The organism is Mediterraneibacter sp. ICN-202921 (genome assembly GCF_037890075.1).
Lineage (GTDB): Bacteria > Bacillota > Clostridia > Lachnospirales > Lachnospiraceae > Mediterraneibacter > Mediterraneibacter massiliensis.
Genome location: NZ_JBBKBE010000018.1, coordinates 1 through 16,527, shown reverse-complemented (window position 1 = coordinate 16,527; position 16,527 = coordinate 1). Strand labels below are relative to the sequence as shown.

The window sequence follows — 16,527 nt, the reverse complement described above, 5'->3', positions numbered from 1 at the left end:
GGAATATATTATTCCGCATTCTCTTTATCAATGATATATGGTTCAATTTTAATTTCTTTTTCCGGAGTGCCGCCCTCTAATTTTGTTTTCACTGCTTCCAAGGTTTTCTCTGCGATTGCTGTTGGATCCTGTGCAACATCTGCCACCCAGTTTCCTCCAGCCTTAATTGCCTCAATTCCTTCCGGATTTCCATCGTATCCTATGATCAGCGTATCTTTTCCTGCAGCGTCGATAGAAGACTGCGCACCAATTGCCGCCGGATCACCTACTGCGAATACAACGTCAATATTTTCATGTTTTAAAAGCATATTCTGCATTACATCTGCTGCCTTCTGCTGATCTCCTGAATAATTTTGAATGTCTACGACATTGACATCCGGAGCATTTTCCGCAAGATAATCTGTAAAACCTTTTTCTCTCTGGATGCATGCTTCTATTTCTGATTCGATATCCATAGTAAATACTGGAATATCTGCCTCATCCGCAAGTTCTACCATAGACTTGCTGCCCGCTGAATTTGTCGGGCAGATAATGATCGCATCTACGTCCTGGGTAATAAAATCCTGTACTTGGCTGAGCTGCTTATTTGCATCTGCTGCCGCATCCTGGATGATCAATTCCCATCCTAATTCTTCTGCCTTGTTTTCCAGACCTTTCTGAATATTGTTATAGAAAACATGTGTACAATTCAAAAGGCTGACGCCAATTACCTTCTTATCTCCCTCTGTTTTTTCATTTCCTTCTGTCTTAGAATCCGTTCCCTGTGACGAACCACATCCAACAGCCAGTGACAGTGCCATAATAACTGTCAACATAATTCCTACGAATCTTTTACTGAACTTTTTCATTTATTTTATTCCTCCTTCATTTAATTTTTCATGCACCTGCACCAAATCTGCCGTCTCCAACATATCTTCTTTTCCACATAATTCTGTTCCTTCATGAAGCAAAGAGCCTGTAGCAGCTGCCACTGCATACTTTAAATAGTCCTTTTCTTCCATAGCGTGTTCCATGGCATAGCAGAAACCTGCTATCATAGAATCCCCCGCTCCTTGTATGCCTTTTACTTTTACCGCTACACCGTCTGCTGTATATATCTTTTTTTCAGTTACCAAAACTGCTCCCTTTTCTCCTCGGGAAACACAAACATATTTCACTCCTTTCTTAATAATTTTATTTGCTGCCTGGACAATTTCTTCTTCTGTTGAAGAAGGCATATGGAATGTCTTTTCCAATTCATCCGTATTCGGTTTAATCAAAAATGGCTTACTTTTTACTGTTTCCTCTAGTATTCGGCCCGATGCATCAGCAATCACCCGTATTCCCTTCTCCGCTGCCATAGCTGTCAGCCACTTATATATTTCTATAGAAATACCGGGCGGAACGCTTCCTGATACAATAAGTATTTTTGTTTCTTCCAAAATTTCTTCCATCATCGCAAGAAAAGCATTTTGGGTTTCTGTATCCACATAGCAACCTTTTCCATTAAATTCGCTCATAATTTTTTGAGAATTATCAAATATTTTTATATTTGTTCTCATATTTCCCGGTGCCAAAATAAGCCTGTTCGGAATTTTATTTCTTTCCAAAAAACCTTTCAGTGCATCTTTATCCTCTAAAAACATGAGGCCCGCCGCTATATTTTCTATTCCCAGATTTTTCAGTACGACACTGGTATTGATCCCTTTCCCTGAAATGTCTTTTCTCGTTCCTATTACATTATTCGTTCCTCCGTATAAAAATTTGTCTACTGTTAAAGTCAGATCCACACAAGGATTCAATGTAACTGTCACAATTTTTTTATTCATGCACATTCACCCAATCTGCAATTTCCTGGAAAATCAGCCATATAGAGGTAGCTCCTGCATCCTGAAGACCTATCGCATTATCGCCAAAATATTTTGCCCGTCCAAATTTGGCTCTGTATTTTTTTGTATTCTCCATACCCTCTTTTGCTGCCTTTGCCGCATCCGCAGTTCCCTCTTTCATGCTGCGTCCCGTTTTTACGCTTTCTTCAAGAGATAGTACTGCTGGTTCAAAAGCATCCACCATTGTTTTATCACCACATTTTGCTTTGCCTCTCTTTTTCAATGCATCTAAAGACTGGCGAAAGATTTCTGCCAAATCCTGCAGCCCAATCTCTGTATGAGGTTCCCTATATGTAATCCCGCTTATGAAGACTGTTCCAAATAAAACGCCTGACGCCCCTCCCATGGTATCTAACAAGGTCATACCTACTAATTTAAAAACTTCTTCCGCCGAATCTGGCTCTGCGCTTTCTAATTCTTTTCTGACATTTCTAAACCCGAGTGCCATCCCCGTTCCATGGTCCCCATCACCGATCTGCATATCTATTTTTGTCAGCATATCTTCACTCTGGATGATTTTATCCGCCACTGCAAGGAACATCTCTTTTAATTCTTCTGTTTTCACCGGCTGCCACTCCTTTCCCCCACTTTAAAAAATGGTGCCTCGGCAGATCTGTCATAGTACTTCATTAATTCCTCGTCCATCTTCATCATCGTCACAGATAATCCTCCAGCTCCCGGGGTCACATACAGTCGTTCTATTAATATGTCATACAGCTCGATTTCTTTTTCCTTAAGAACGTCGCAACATTTCCCTGCTATGATACTTAGTTCTATCTGGCTGGTCATACTATATCCATTGATCCAGACAACGACCTTATCATGCGGCTTTATATTCAAATCTTCCGTTAAGCCATCCATCAATTTTTCTGCGATTTCATCTGCCTCTTTGATCTTTTCTTTTCTAATCCCAGTTTCACCATTGAACCCCATTCCAAATTCCATTTTGCCTTCTTCCAGTTCAAAACATTGTTCCCCGGTAACTGGCGAATAGGACGGCGCAGTTGTAACACTGTATGTTCCTATATTCTGATTTGCTTTTACTAATATCCTTTCTGCTTCATCCAGAGAATGTCCGGCTTCTGTAACCGCTCCCGCTAATTTTGTAAGCACAGCGACTCCGCCGATCCCCCGGCGTTCTTTCTTCTCCTCAGCTGATGCAGAAGTTATGTCATCTGCAATATATATCTGCCGTGTCTGTATACCTTCCAGTCCCGCCAGTTCGCTTACAAGCTCAAAATTCAAAACATCTCCTGCATGATTCGTCACAATATAAATCACACCTTGATCATGAGGAAGGTTTCTGGTCGCCTCAAGAATAGCTTTTGCCGGAGGCGCTGTAAAAATATTTCCCACTGCTGCTCCATCTGCCAAGCCTTTTCCCACATATCCTATGGGCCATGGATCAAGTCCACTTCCTCCTCCTACGATTACAGTGACTTTATCCTTTGGATAAGCTTTCACAACAGCATTGACTCCTGGTACTTTTTTTATGAAGCCCCGATTTATCTTTACATATCCGTTTATCATGTCCTCAACTATTGTTTCTGCTTTGTTTATCAGCCTTTTCATTCACTACACCTGCTTTTTGATTATTGTAATGCGAAAATTTTCATTGCTGCTTTTACATTTTCTTTCATTTCTTTTATTGCTAATAATGGAATTTCATGGAAAAATATATTTTCATTTTTCTCCTTTTTATCCATTGCTGCTTTCACTGCTTTTCCTCCGGCCAGTGCCATATATGTATAATAATTGATCTTTTTGACACCATTTTTGATTGCCTGCCTGTATTCTTCTTCCGATAAACCAGAACCTCCGTGCATAACAAATGGAATATCAATTTTTTCCTTTATCTTTGCTATTCTTCCCAGATCCAACACCGGCTTTTTAATATAAACACCATGGCTTGTTCCAAATGCGATCGCCAATACATCTACTTCTGTCTTTTCCACAAAATCTTTTGCAACGTCTGGATCTGTATAGACATCATCGACACTCTGGAAATTGTCTATCCCTTCGATCTCGTCATATGTTTTTTTCTTCCCTACTCCCATGTCCGAAGTAAAGATATGTCCTAATTCCGCTTCTACTGTAATCTCCATTTTATGGGCGATTTTTACGACCTGACGAGTAACTTCTATGTTTTCTTCATAACTTTTTGCAGAAGCATCGATCATGACAGAAGTAAACCCTTCTTTCATTGCTTCCACACAACTTTCTAAGGAAACGCCGTGATCAAAATGCACACATACTGGAACACAAGACTTTTTTGCAAAGTGCAGCATAATCGGCGCTATATCTCTGATCGATATAATATCTTTATGTACCTCTGCATAGCTAATGATTACCGGTAAGTTCAACTCCTCTGCCGCGCCTACGACCGCCGCTACAGATTCATAATTACAACAATTGAATGCGCCCACTGCATTACCATTTTTACGGGTATACTCCATAATTTCTTTTAATGATACTAACATATCCTACCTCCTTTTTTAGTTACCCTTTTATATGCTCGCTTTCCAGTTCTCCTGAAATAGCTTCATATACGTGTAAAATACGATCTTCTTCCTGCATGGCCAGCAACATATAGATACAGTCTGCAATTGTAACCTGCGATACATTTTCGCAAGACGGTTCATAATATTTTCCCATTTCTCCTGCCTCATAGTCATAGGCGCTAAAAATCGTGTATTCTGCTTCTCTTGCAAGAGGCGACTGCACGACACTAGTGATCCCCAATGTCCTCGCTCCTCTTTTTCTTGCTCTTATAACACCTTCTACTACGGATTTTGTCTTTCCAAAATTACTGACAGCAATGACAAAATCTTCTTTTTCTGCCATGGACGTCACAATGATCTGCTCATGTGGATCGCTGTATGCCTGTACGTTATATCCTAGCCTGTAAAGTCTTGAAAACAGGGCTTCTGTAGTAACCTTCGACCTGCCTACACTAAGCAAAAGTATCCGACGAGATGTTCTTATCATATCAACTGTTTTCTCTATTGTTGTTATATCCAGATTTTTCCATGTATCTTCCAGCATCTGAATACTCCTTTGAAAAATCGTTCTGCAGACGGTTTCATTATTATTTCTTGCGATCTCTCCACTGTACTGGAATCTATTTGTAATAGGCTCCCTGTGTTCTATCGCATCTCCCTGCGATAGAGACGTTGCTAATGACAATTGAAATGCCTTAAAATTTTCATATCCCATGTAACGGACAAAACGTGTAACTGACGCATCGCTGACGCCGCTCAACTCTGCCAATTCATGAGAACTCTTTTTTACCGCTTCATGAGGATCACCGATGATATAGTCGGCAATTCGTTTCATGGCTGTGTTCATTTGTGGATATTGATTCCTTATTTTGATAATTTCTAGTGACATATCTCTCTCCTAAAAATAACTTTATGAAATTTATTTTTACAGTTAATTTTTTTCTGTAATTTAATTTCATTATATATTTTTATTAATTTTTGTCAATATAATCTGATTATATTTTCATTTTTTATATACATTTCACAATTCATCTCTATGATACTTATATTTTCAAATTATTTTTCAGTATTTTTTCACAATTTTGCTGTATCATCATAAAAAACTGTAAATTAGTACAAAAAAACACTGTATCAGATAAGCAGGTCTTGCCCCGTTTTCTGATACAGTGTTTCTTTGCGTACCTTCTATATTTTTTTCAGCCGTTTCTTCATTGTCTTTTCTACTGCATTGAGTATATTCTCATACCCAGTGCACCTGCACAGGTGACCGGAAAGAAGTTTTCTCAATTCTTCTCTTGTATATTCTTCGCCCGATTCGAGGATTTCTACCGCACTCATAATAATACCCGGCGTACAAAATCCGCACTGCACGGCTGCCTCGTCGATAAATGCCTGCTGTATATCCGAGAGTTCTCCGTTTTCTCCCATGAGTCCTTCCACTGTCCGGATTTCTTTTCCATCTGCCCAGACGGCAAGATAAATGCAGGAATTATAACATTCTCCATCAATTAATACATTACATGCTCCACATTCTCCAACCTCACAGCCCTTCTTCACACTGTTTAGCTGATACTCTCCACGCAGCATATCTGTAAGAGACGCGCGTACATCTACCATCGTCTCCTTCATCACACCGTTGATTTTACAGCGAACCAATTTATACTGTATATTTTGTTCTTTACTCATACCTGCTCACCTCCGACACCGCCTGCCCGCACGATTGCTTCTTGCAAGGCACGTTTACAGAGCACTCTGGAAATATGTTCACGGAACGCTTTGCTCGCCCTCCAGCTGTCCCGTGGAGTCACATCTTCCAGAACTGCCTCAGATATGGTTTCTATGGTCTGGTCTATCGTTTTCTTTGTCACTTCTTTTCCCCTGCCGATCTGCTCCGCATGCTGCGCGCGCAGAGGGATCGGTCCTGCCACTCCATAGGCGATACGGACATCTTCGAGTCTTTCTTTATCTTCTGTCAGTTTTACATTTACAGAACATCCTAATGTAGCAATATCCATTGCATTTCTCATGGCATATTTGATATATTTTCCCGCATATCCTTCATAGGATTCCTTTCGGAGCAAGATGCCCGTCTGTATCTCCGCAGGGCGCAGATCCACTTTGCCCGCCCGGATATAAAACTCCTGGATCGGAATCCTGCGGATACCTTCCGGGCCTGTCAGTTCTATCACTGCATCCCAGGCAAAAAGTGTAGATGCCGAATCTGCCGACGTCACTCCATTACATGTATTTCCGCCTATCGTTCCAATATTACGTATCTGCGGTCCGCCCACCATGTCCACAGCCTCGCCTAATACAGGCATGTACTTCTGGATCAACGGATCTTTTGTAATATGAGAAAAACTAGTCAGAGAGCCGATCCTGAGCATGCCTTCCTCCTCCAGACAGACGCCTCTTAGTTCATCCAGCCCATATATACTGACAAGTTCTGCACCTGCACGTTTTCCTTCTCTGATCTGTACAAGTACGTCACTTCCTCCTGCGATGATCTGTGCCTGGGGATGTTCCACAAGCAATTGAATCGCATGGGATACATTTTGTGCCTCATATAGTGCTTTTATATCATACATATAACATCCCCTCCTTTAAATCAGTCCTTCTTCTTTAAACCGTTTAAACAAAATATGCGGTGTCAGTGGAATCTCATTTATCGCAACGCCTGTGGCATTAAACACTGCGTTGCGGATCGCCGGCGCAATAGAACAAGTAGGGGGTTCCCCCAGCGCTTTCGTTCCATATGCGCTCGTCGGCTCATAGTTTTCTATAAATTCTGCCCGCAGATCAGGATGATCCATAAATGTAGATAATTTATAATCCAGCAGATTATTATTTAAAGGTCTGCCTGTCTTCTCATCATACAGAAGCCGCTCTGTCAATCCATATCCGATTCCCATACTCATCCCGCCATGTACCTGTGCCTCTGCAAGAGAAGGGTTGATCAGTTTTCCACAGTCATGTACGTTCAAAATATCCACGACCTCCGCCCGGCAGGCTGGTATATCTACCTCTACTTCCGCAAACGTGCACCCAAAGGAGTACGCGTTATTTTTGATCTGGCAGCTGCTTTCCGCTGTCAGATGTCCGTTATTTGTCAGACTGTACAACTTCTCCATTGCCAGTTCTTCCATTGTCATAAGCGTCCTGCCGTCTGTCGTGCGGATGATATTTCCGTTTACGATATTCATATTCCCTTTGATCTGCCTTGTCATCTCACAGGCTGCATCCAGAATTTTATCTTTCAGAAGCTCTGCTGTCTGCCGGATGGAAAATCCTGCCATATACGTCTGTCTGGACGCATAGGCTCCAAGGCCAAAAGGCGTGATATCCGTATCCTGCACTGTCATCACATGTACATTTTCAAATGGAACACCGAGCGTCTCTGCCGTCATCTGCGCAAACGCCGTATCTGCTCCCTGCCCGATCTCCGTCTCCCCCACCTGCACCTGGACAGAACCATCTTGATTCAGGATCATCCTGCACGCAGATGTCTCCAGAGAGATGGGCCACACACCTGTATTATACCAGAACACTGCCATACCCACACCGCGCCGTATATCGCCGGTCTGCTTTCTGTATTTTTCTTTCTTTTCCTCATATCGAAAACTCTTGCTGCCTTTTTCCATACATTCCCGGAAAGTATCATAGTAATTCACATTTTTTGAAAAACCATCCTGAAAGCCTTTTGGCATGACATTCTGAAAACGGAGCTGATAAGAAGGGATGCCCATTGCTTTTGCCACATCTTCTGTGTGACTTTCCATTGCGAACATGGCCTGTGGGATCCCATAGCCTCGCATAGCCCCCGCCACAGATTTATTCGTAAACACTGTGTACGAGTCGCCTTCTATATGCGGACAGGGATACAGCTGCGGAAAACAGTTCATACATTTTGCTCCAATACTGTGTCCATGGGATGCATAAGCTCCCTGATCGGAAAAACATTCGATCTTCCGCGCGGCAAATGTTCCATCCTTTCGCACCCAGGAAATGATATGTATCCGTATCGCATGTCTGACCCTGTTGCAGACAAAGGTTTCCTCTCTGGATACGTCCAGCTTTACCAGCCTTCCTCCCACAACAGTACTTAAATATGCACAGAGAGGCTCGTATAAGATATCCTGCTTATTGCCAAATCCCCCGCCGATATAAGGTTTAATGACCCGTACCTTTCCCCAGGGTATTCCAAGCGCCTGCCCTACGACACGCCGACAGATATGGGGGATCTGGGTGGATGAAACAACAACGATACGGCCCTGTTCCATGTAAGCATAACAGATAAAGTTCTCAATATGACAGTGCTGTACAGTCGGTGTCTGATACCATCCTTCTACTTTTGTAAGCCCCGGCTCCCTGCTTGCCTCCTCATAATTTCCATTCCGTATCGTCGTGTGTTTTAGGATATTATGAGGAAATGTTTTGTGTATCTGCGGGGCGTCCTCTTTCATGGCTTCCTGCACATCTAAAACAAACGGAAGCGTTTCATATTCCACTTTCAATGCCCGCACCGCCTGCGCCGCCGCCACTTCATTCTCCGCGACCACCGCTGCTATATCGTCGCCATAGAATCGTACGTGTTCCGTCAAAAGCAGCCGGTCCGCCACATCCTGATGCGTCGGATCCGTAGACCAGGGGTGTCCCGCTGTAGGAAAATAATATTTTGGCACATCAAAGCAAGTAACGATCTTTACTACCCCTGGTATTTTCTCCGCTTCTTTTGTATCAATCGATTTTACGATCCCATGCGCCACTGTAGAATGCAAGATTTTCGCCACATATGCTTCTTTTCCGCACAGATCGTCTGTATACTTGGCACGTCCGGTGACCTTTTCAAAAGCATCTACTCTTTTTACACTTTTCCCAACTACATGTTCGCCGTTCTCCATCTTATCACCTCCGCAGAATTTTTTATAAATACTATATTTTTCTATCGCTTCCTTCTATAAATCTATATTTTTCTTTACAAAATCTTTCTGCCGTCTACATATTTGGCTGCGATCTCCCGATCATCGCCAAGATAGATCATGCGCTCCAGCCGTTTTTGTATATCCAGATACTGAGGGTGTTTTAACCGGCTGTCATCTAAGACGACCACGTCAAATGCATATCCCGGTTCAAAGCTGCCCACCTTTCCAAAAAACGCACCGCCGCCCTTTGTCGCCATATAAAAAACTTCTTCTGCTTTCAATGGCTGTAACCTTTCATCCTGTATCCTCCATCTTAACTTTGACGCCTGGATCGCATGCGCCATAGCCGTAAACAGATTTTCTGTAGCGCCTCCTGCCACATCGCTCCCAAGCCCTATGTGCAGACCTGCTTCTATAAATCTTCGCACAGGGGCAATCCCGGAAGATACATTCATATTAGATTCCGGACAATGAGCAATAAACACCTCATTTTCCTTCATCCTTTGTATCTCTTTTTCATCACTGTATACACAGTGTGCCATTACTGTAGGAGCATCCATTCCAAACAGACCGAAACGGTCATATGCATCCCCATAAAATTCTGCCTGCGGACACAAGTCTTTCACCCAGTCTATTTCACTTATATTTTCCGACAAATGGGACTGTACAGGGAGATCGTACCGCATCTGGATCTTTTTCAGATCTTCCAGCAGTCCGTCCGTGCAGCTTGGGATAAATCTAGGCGTCAGGATAGGCTTTGTATGCTCATATTTTCTATGTGCCGCATCCTTGATCCATTCTATTGTCTCAGCGGCAGAATCCGCAGAGTCTTCCCGTAGATAATCTGGGCAGTTCCTGTCCATGTTGACCTTTCCCACCATCGTATCCAGCCCTGCTTCCTCCAACATATCCATCAAAAGAAGAGTGGCTTCCCGATGTACCGTAGCAAAAATGCACGCTCTTGTTGTAGCACTCTTTTTTAAATTCTCCACGAATATCTCATATGCTTTTCCTGCATATGTAAGATCTTTATACTTTGCTTCTTCGGGAAATGTATTGACCTCCAGCCATTCTAAAAGTTCCATGTCCATCCCCAATCCCCGGAAAGTATACTGGGGCGCGTGCATATGCAGATCCACAAGACCCGGGATCAAAAGTTTTCCTCTGTAGTCTTTGACAGGAACGGCTCCCAACGAAAATGGAAGCGTCCGGTACACATCTTTGACTTTTCCATCCTCACAGACAAGATACCCGTTTTCTATGATCTCAAATTTTCCCGGCTCCTTTGTATAGATCACATTTCCCTGTAAAATAAAAATAGATTCATTCATCTGTAAAACACTCCTTTTCCATACATTCTATAAGAAAACAGCAGATCTAATGTTACTGCTTCTACTTATAGTCAGTTGTTATGGCAACTGGTAGAGACGTTCAACCGATTATGAACCTATATAAGCACGTATTCTTTTTACTATCCTATCATTTTTTTATTCCGGCGTCAACCAATTCTAACATCACCTCGATCACACCGCCGCAGACCATACCTTCATCCTCTGCTTCTTCTGCCGTCATGTCCACCTGGCAGATCTGAAATGCTGCCGTTTCAGCGCGCATCATGCAAAGTGCTTTCTGTATGATCTTACTCTCCGCACAACCTCCGCCGATTGTTCCCACGGTCGAGCCCTTCTCATAAATGAGCATTTTTGTCCCCACACTTCTGGGCGCTGAACCTTTCCGTGAGATGATCGTCGCAAGTACTTTTTTCTGTTCCTTTCCTTTCTCACCCGGAATTTCCATTCCCGGTCTGTCTCGTCCCAAAAGGCTATCCAGTATTTCCTTAGAATAACCCATACCGCTTTTCTTCTCATTTTTTATCTGGATGATCTCGGCAAAGATGGAGACAGCGATCTCTTCCGGTGTCTCCGCGCCGATATCTAAACCGATCGGTGTGTGCACGTTCTGAAGCACATTCCGCTTATATCCTTTTGCTTCCAACTGCTTCTTTACGATATCTGTCCTTCTTTTGCTTCCCATCATCCCGACATAAGCTCTTTTTTTCTGCAAAACAGCCTCCAGACACAATGTATCATACCGATGTCCCCTTGTGACGATCACAAACCAGGTATCCCCATTGCCGGAAATTTTAGAAAGCCCGTCTTCAAAAGCCTCACAATATACCTGATCTGCTCCTGCCTGTCTTGCATTATCTGCAAAGCGGGGACGGTCTTCTAAAACTGTCACCGTAAATCCCAACATTTTCCCTATCTGTATGACCGGGATAGATACATGTCCCCCGCCGCAGATGACCAGCCTGGGCATACGGCCTACACGCTCTTGAAAAACCTTTTCTGCTCTTTTTGCAGGAGTTCTTTGTCCACATTCTTTTTCTGCTGTCAGCAGATACTTTGCCCCTGCTTCCGGCCCTTCCAATACCGTCTCCACCCAGATGTCACCGGCAAAATCTGCCAGCATCTCATCCAATTTTCCATAAAAATCAGCCACGTTTCTCTATACTCCTTTTCCAAAGCCACAATTGGGAAAGGTACACGTCGGACAGTTTAAGCATAATCCGCCTTCTCCCAACCTATAAAAATCTTCCGCACACAGCCGCTCACCTGCCGCAAGCCTCGGCAGGACCAGATCAAAGATCGTTCGTTTGGCGTACATGACACATCCAGGCAGCCCTACGATCGGGATGTCTCCCGCATAGGCAAGCATGAACATTGCTCCCGGCAGTACAGGCGCGCCATAGGTGATCACTTCGTCCGCCGCGTTTCGGATAGAAAGCGGTGTCCTATCGTCCGGATCTACACTCATGCCGCCTGTACAGACAACCATTTGAGCGCCTTGTTCTATAAAGGAACGTATCGCCCCTGTCACCATCTGCGCATCGTCATTGCAGAGTGTATCTCCCATGACTTCCATCCCTATCTCTTCCAATTTTTGTCTCACTACAGGGGTAAACTTATCTTGGATACGTCCATAGTAGACTTCACTTCCCGTGGTAACGATCCCTGCCTTCATTTTATGAAAAGGAAGCAGACAAAACAGCGGTCTGTCTCCGCCTATTGCCTCTGCCTGCTGCATCTTTTCCTCTTCGATCACAAGGGGAACGACTCGCATGCCTGCTATCTTATCGCCCTTTTTGACCGGAAAATCTCCGTGTCTTGAAGCAATGACGATCTGCCCCATAGCATTGATCGCCTGTAATTTCTTCCTGTCTATTTTCAGAAGTCCGTCACACTGCGCATACAATTCGATCTTTCCTTCTTTTACTTCCGAGGCATGCATATACTCTCCCTGACAAATCTCGCATAAGATCTGTGCCGCCTCGTTTTCATGGAGCATACCTTCCTCTTTTTCCCACACATAGAGATTTTCTTTTCCCACGGAAAGTAAGACGGGAATATCCTCCTCCGTTACCACATGTCCCTTTCTAAAGACTGCATCCTTCACCACTCCGGGGATGATCTGCGTAATATCATGGCAAAGCACACAGCCTACAGCATTCTGTGTTTTTATTAATTTCATCTCCAAACGCCCCTTTCTATACGATCGCTTTCTGTCTGGAATCTGCCCTTTACAGCCCCTTATACAGCTCTTTTATCTCCTGCAGCCAGACTTCTGCACTGGCATCACTAGGCATTCTTAAATCTCCCCGCGGAGACAATGCCACCGTTCCGATCTTCGGTCCGTCCGGCAGGCAGGATCGCTTAAACTGCTGCGAAAAGAAACGTCTTACAAAGGTCTCCAGCCATTTCAAGATAATTTCTTTCTCATAGATATCTTCAAACGTATACACTGCAAGACGGAATATTTTCACAGGATTATAGCCAAAACGGAGCATATAATACAAAAAGAAATCATGCAGTTCATATGGCCCTACCAAGTCCTCTGTCCGCTGTGCGATGTCTCCTTCCTTAGGAGGAAGAAGTTCAGGACTGACCGGCGTATCCAGCACATCATAGAGCACATCTTTTAATTCTTTGTCTTCTGTCTCATCCGCAGCATACTGCACAAGATAACGCACTAATGTTTTCGGAACAGAGGCATTGACTCCGTACATAGACATATGATCTCCGTTGTAAGTTGCCCATCCCAACGCCAGTTCCGACATATCTCCGGTTCCAATGACCATGCCTCCCATCCGATTGGCAATATCCATCAGCACCTGAGTCCGCTCCCGTGCCTGCGCGTTTTCATACGTAACGCTGTGCTCGTTTTCGCTCTGCCCAATGTCTCTAAAATGTACTCTGACCGCTTCTGCGATCGGCACTTCCTGAAGTGTCGCTCCTACTTTACATGCCATATGGCAAGCATTCTGATACGTCCGATCCGTCGTTCCAAAACACGGCATGGTCACGGCAATGATCTCCTTTTTATCCCGGTTCAGCATATCAAACGCACGGGCTGTCACCAGCAGTGCAAGGGTAGAATCCAAACCGCCGGAGATCCCGACGACGGCTGCTTTCGCTTTCGTATGTGCAAGGCGCTTTTTCAGGCCTAACGCCTGCATCTCCAAGATTTCTTCACAGCGGATCCGACGTGTCTGTTCATCAGAAGGCACGAATGGCTTAGAAGGAAATTTTCTTGTAAGTTCGGTTCGTTCCATTTCTACATGAAATGGTATCCGCATAAGACGCCTTTCTTCTGCCACTTGAAAAGTCGTATTTTTTCTGCGTTCTGAAAGCAGCCTTTTTACGTCTATCTCCGTATAAATGATTTCATTTTTAAACCGCCTTGCCTCTGCAAGCACCGTACCATTTTCCGCGATCATATTATGCCCGCCGAACACCACGTCCGTTGTAGATTCTCCCTCTCCTGCATTTGCGTACACATATCCCGCGATCAGGCGGGCAGACTGTCCCTTGATCAATTCTCTTCTATACGTATCTTTTCCTACGGTCTCGTCACTGGCAGAACAGTTGACCAGAATCACAGCGCCTTCTCTTGCCGCCTGTATACTAGGCGGGATTGCAGACCAGACATCCTCGCAGATTTCCGCGGAAACCAGCAGATGTTCGTCCATATCTGCCTGAAACAGAAGCTGTGGGCCAAAAGGAACCTGCTGTCCCTCAAACAGAATCTCCCTTGCGCTTTCAGGCCCTGGCGTAAACTGACGCATTTCATAAAATTCTCCGTAATTTGGCAGAAAGGTTTTCGTCGTCAGTCCCAGGATTTTTCCTCTATTTAGCGCCGCCGCCACATTATACAATTTCTCTTCTACATAAAGCGGCACACCGACAAAGATTAGACCGTCTTTGTCTTTTGTAAATTCCGCTATCTCAAGCAAGGCTTCCTTCGCCTTTTCTAAAAGTATATCCTGTGCAAACAGATCGCCGCATGTATACCCTGTCACGCATAATTCCGGAAACACGATGATCTTGGCATGTTCTGCCGCCGCTGTCTCGATCGCCTCACATATTTTTTTCGTATTGTATGCGACATCTGCTACTCTGATATTTGGTGTTGCCGCTGCTGCTTTTACAAATCCGTCTTTCATCTTTTTCCCACCTATCTGCTTTTCTTTAACAACTCTTTCAATTCTTCTACGGTGTATGCATATGCCGTATTGCAGAAATGACATTTTACTTCGATTTCTTTTCCCTCGTCTATCATAGACTGGATTTCTTTTCGCCCAATACTGATGATTGCTTTCTCTATGCGCTGTTTGGAACAGTTGCAGTAAAACTGTGCCGGAAGGGTATCTGTCACTTCTACATCCAGTCCGTCTAATACTTGCTCCAACATTTCCTGCGGTGTATGTCCATTGTCAAGCATGGCCGTCACTGAGTCAATTTTCTGGATATTCTGTTCCAGTTTATCCAACACGCTATCCTCGATAAACGGCATGACCTGTACGATAAATCCTCCTGCGCACCGCACCGTATTGTCCTTCTCCATCAAAACGCCCAGTCCCACAGAAGAGGGCACCTGTTCGGAAGTCGCAAAATAATAGGTCAGGTCTTCTGCGATCTCCCCGGTCTGCAAAATTGTCTGTCCTGCATAAGGCTCTTTTAAACCCATATCCTTTATCACGTTTAAGAAGCCTGCGCCAAGGGCTCCGCCCACATCCAGCTTTCCATTTTTAGGCGGCAGCAGCACTTCTGGGTTGACTACATATCCCTTTGCTCTTCCCTGGCTGTCCGCTGTGACCGTCATTCCTCCGATCGGACCGGAACACTTGATCTGCAGCGTCAGCATATCTGTCTCATTTTTCATCATACTTCCCATCATCACACCGCCGGTCAGCAGGCGGCCCAAAGCGGCTGTGGCGACAGGGCTCGTCCCGTGTCTTCTCCTTGCTTCTTCCACCATCTCTGTGGTTGAAGCGGCAAATGCACGGATCTGTGTATGTGCCGCTGTTGCTCTTACAATATAATCTTTCATCTGTCTATATCCTTCCTTTTTCTTTTCCATGTTCCCTGGCAATGACATAGAGACGTTCACTCTCCTGTGCAGGCGGTTTCCTCGTAAATGCGTCATACGCCGCCACGAACTCCATTCCTGCACGTTCTATGAAATGCTTGATTTCCTCTAAAGTATACGCCTTTTGGTAGTGTATTTCCTTATATTTTCTGTACAAATCTTTTTCCTCTGTACAGCGGATGAAAAGACTCAGATCATACTCATTGATCTTCTCTTCCTCATAATAATAATTGTCCCATATGAAACTGCATTCTTCTCGGTTCTCTGCGATCGTCCTGTCTCCTAGGATTTCTTTATACTTATACTCTGTATTCAGATCAAAGATAAAAACACCTCCGGGATCCAAATAATTGTTCACCAGAGAAAACACCCGTTTAAGATCCTCCGCTTCTGTAATATAATTTATGGAATCGCAGATACTGACGACCGCGCGCACAGTTCCATAAAGTTCGAATTCTCTCATGTCCTGCAGCAGATAAAGAATATCCTGTCCGGACTTTTCTTTCTTTTCCATAGCCAGTTCCAACATTTCCTCTGCGTTGTCCACGCCGATCATATCGTATCCATATCCGGCGAGGATCTCCGTCATGGTGCCCGTGCCGCACCCCAGGTCCAGCACCAGACCATCTGCAGCGCCATATTCTGATAAAAGCCCGCGCAGATACACGCCCCATTCTTCATAGGGTACGTTATCCATAAAAGCATCATAAACCGATGCAAAACTTGTATATGTTTCCACTTATATCCCTCTTTTATCTTTTCTTTCCCCAGCTTTATATCCTCTGCCGGATATTGTGCCTTCTGGCT

Annotated in this window: 15 protein-coding genes and 1 riboswitch; all 15 genes read right to left on the bottom strand. The window is 44.2% G+C overall.

Annotation, left to right across the window (positions count from 1 at the left end; genetic code table 11):
* Window positions 1-8: 8 nt before the first annotated feature.
* On the bottom strand, window positions 9-848 hold the full coding sequence (locus tag WKT01_RS11795; RefSeq protein WP_340312466.1) for a substrate-binding domain-containing protein: 840 nt from the start codon (window positions 846-848) through the stop codon (window positions 9-11).
* On the bottom strand, window positions 849-1,808 hold the full coding sequence (locus WKT01_RS11790; RefSeq protein WP_117975433.1) for a 1-phosphofructokinase family hexose kinase: 960 nt from the start codon (window positions 1,806-1,808) through the stop codon (window positions 849-851).
* Complete coding sequence (gene dhaL / locus WKT01_RS11785; protein ID WP_340312464.1) at window positions 1,801-2,433, bottom strand: dihydroxyacetone kinase subunit DhaL; 633 nt, start codon at window positions 2,431-2,433, stop codon at window positions 1,801-1,803. The genes WKT01_RS11790 and dhaL overlap by 8 nt, the downstream gene beginning before the upstream one ends.
* Complete coding sequence (locus WKT01_RS11780) at window positions 2,430-3,440, bottom strand: dihydroxyacetone kinase subunit DhaK (protein WP_340312462.1); 1,011 nt, start codon at window positions 3,438-3,440, stop codon at window positions 2,430-2,432. The genes dhaL and WKT01_RS11780 overlap by 4 nt, the downstream gene beginning before the upstream one ends.
* Before the next feature lie 20 nt (window positions 3,441-3,460).
* On the bottom strand, window positions 3,461-4,348 hold the full coding sequence (locus WKT01_RS11775) for a class II fructose-bisphosphate aldolase (RefSeq protein WP_340312460.1): 888 nt from the start codon (window positions 4,346-4,348) through the stop codon (window positions 3,461-3,463).
* A gap of 19 nt (window positions 4,349-4,367) precedes the next feature.
* Complete coding sequence (locus WKT01_RS11770) at window positions 4,368-5,258, bottom strand: MurR/RpiR family transcriptional regulator (RefSeq protein WP_282924090.1); 891 nt, start codon at window positions 5,256-5,258, stop codon at window positions 4,368-4,370.
* A gap of 296 nt (window positions 5,259-5,554) precedes the next feature.
* Window positions 5,555-6,055: a xanthine dehydrogenase subunit XdhC gene (xdhC, locus tag WKT01_RS11765; RefSeq protein WP_340312459.1), complete on the bottom strand. Its 501-nt coding sequence runs from the start codon at window positions 6,053-6,055 to the stop codon at window positions 5,555-5,557.
* Window positions 6,052-6,957, bottom strand: coding sequence for a xanthine dehydrogenase subunit XdhB (gene xdhB, locus WKT01_RS11760; protein WP_340312458.1), 906 nt, complete (start codon window positions 6,955-6,957; stop codon window positions 6,052-6,054). The genes xdhC and xdhB overlap by 4 nt, the downstream gene beginning before the upstream one ends.
* 15 nt (window positions 6,958-6,972) lie before the next feature.
* Complete coding sequence (xdhA, locus tag WKT01_RS11755; protein WP_340312457.1) at window positions 6,973-9,270, bottom strand: xanthine dehydrogenase subunit XdhA; 2,298 nt, start codon at window positions 9,268-9,270, stop codon at window positions 6,973-6,975.
* 74 nt (window positions 9,271-9,344) lie between these two features.
* Window positions 9,345-10,622 (bottom strand): amidohydrolase family protein, encoded by a 1,278-nt coding sequence (locus WKT01_RS11750; RefSeq protein ID WP_117975436.1) that lies wholly within the window; start codon window positions 10,620-10,622, stop codon window positions 9,345-9,347.
* Between the two features lie 48 nt (window positions 10,623-10,670).
* A riboswitch (purine riboswitch) is annotated at window positions 10,671-10,766 on the bottom strand.
* Window positions 10,767-10,770: 4 nt separating this feature from the next.
* Entirely contained in the window at window positions 10,771-11,793 is a 1,023-nt protein-coding gene (locus WKT01_RS11745) for an XdhC/CoxI family protein (RefSeq protein ID WP_340312455.1), read from the bottom strand.
* 6 nt (window positions 11,794-11,799) lie between these two features.
* Complete coding sequence (locus tag WKT01_RS11740; RefSeq protein ID WP_340312453.1) at window positions 11,800-12,822, bottom strand: molybdopterin-binding protein; 1,023 nt, start codon at window positions 12,820-12,822, stop codon at window positions 11,800-11,802.
* Window positions 12,823-12,871: 49 nt separating this feature from the next.
* Window positions 12,872-14,794 carry an NAD(+) synthase gene (locus WKT01_RS11735; RefSeq protein ID WP_340312452.1) on the bottom strand — a complete coding sequence of 641 codons (1,923 nt, stop codon included), beginning with the start codon at window positions 14,792-14,794 and terminating at the stop codon, window positions 12,872-12,874.
* Window positions 14,795-14,805: 11 nt separating this feature from the next.
* Window positions 14,806-15,681: an Hsp33 family molecular chaperone HslO gene (hslO, locus tag WKT01_RS11730; protein WP_340312451.1), complete on the bottom strand. Its 876-nt coding sequence runs from the start codon at window positions 15,679-15,681 to the stop codon at window positions 14,806-14,808.
* A gap of 4 nt (window positions 15,682-15,685) precedes the next feature.
* Window positions 15,686-16,459, bottom strand: coding sequence for a class I SAM-dependent DNA methyltransferase (locus WKT01_RS11725; protein ID WP_059070171.1), 774 nt, complete (start codon window positions 16,457-16,459; stop codon window positions 15,686-15,688).
* Window positions 16,460-16,527 lie beyond the last annotated feature (68 nt).

Bases quoted from the DNA above. Each gene is read 5' to 3' on its own strand.
- WKT01_RS11750 (WP_117975436.1), bottom strand. From the start codon at position 10,622: ATGAATGAATCTATTTTTATTTTACAGGGAAATGTGATCTATACAAAG.
- WKT01_RS11735 (WP_340312452.1), bottom strand. From the start codon at position 14,794: ATGAAAGACGGATTTGTAAAAGCAGCAGCGGCAACACCAAATATCAGA.
- WKT01_RS11775 (WP_340312460.1), bottom strand. From the start codon at position 4,348: ATGTTAGTATCATTAAAAGAAATTATGGAGTATACCCGTAAAAATGGT.
- WKT01_RS11770 (WP_282924090.1), bottom strand. From the start codon at position 5,258: ATGTCACTAGAAATTATCAAAATAAGGAATCAATATCCACAAATGAAC.
- WKT01_RS11740 (WP_340312453.1), bottom strand. From the start codon at position 12,822: ATGAAATTAATAAAAACACAGAATGCTGTAGGCTGTGTGCTTTGCCAT.
- xdhC (WP_340312459.1), bottom strand. From the start codon at position 6,055: ATGAGTAAAGAACAAAATATACAGTATAAATTGGTTCGCTGTAAAATC.
- xdhB (WP_340312458.1), bottom strand. From the start codon at position 6,957: ATGTATGATATAAAAGCACTATATGAGGCACAAAATGTATCCCATGCG.
- WKT01_RS11790 (WP_117975433.1), bottom strand. From the start codon at position 1,808: ATGAATAAAAAAATTGTGACAGTTACATTGAATCCTTGTGTGGATCTG.
- xdhA (WP_340312457.1), bottom strand. From the start codon at position 9,270: ATGGAGAACGGCGAACATGTAGTTGGGAAAAGTGTAAAAAGAGTAGAT.
- WKT01_RS11795 (WP_340312466.1), bottom strand. From the start codon at position 848: ATGAAAAAGTTCAGTAAAAGATTCGTAGGAATTATGTTGACAGTTATT.
- WKT01_RS11780 (WP_340312462.1), bottom strand. From the start codon at position 3,440: ATGAAAAGGCTGATAAACAAAGCAGAAACAATAGTTGAGGACATGATA.
- hslO (WP_340312451.1), bottom strand. From the start codon at position 15,681: ATGAAAGATTATATTGTAAGAGCAACAGCGGCACATACACAGATCCGT.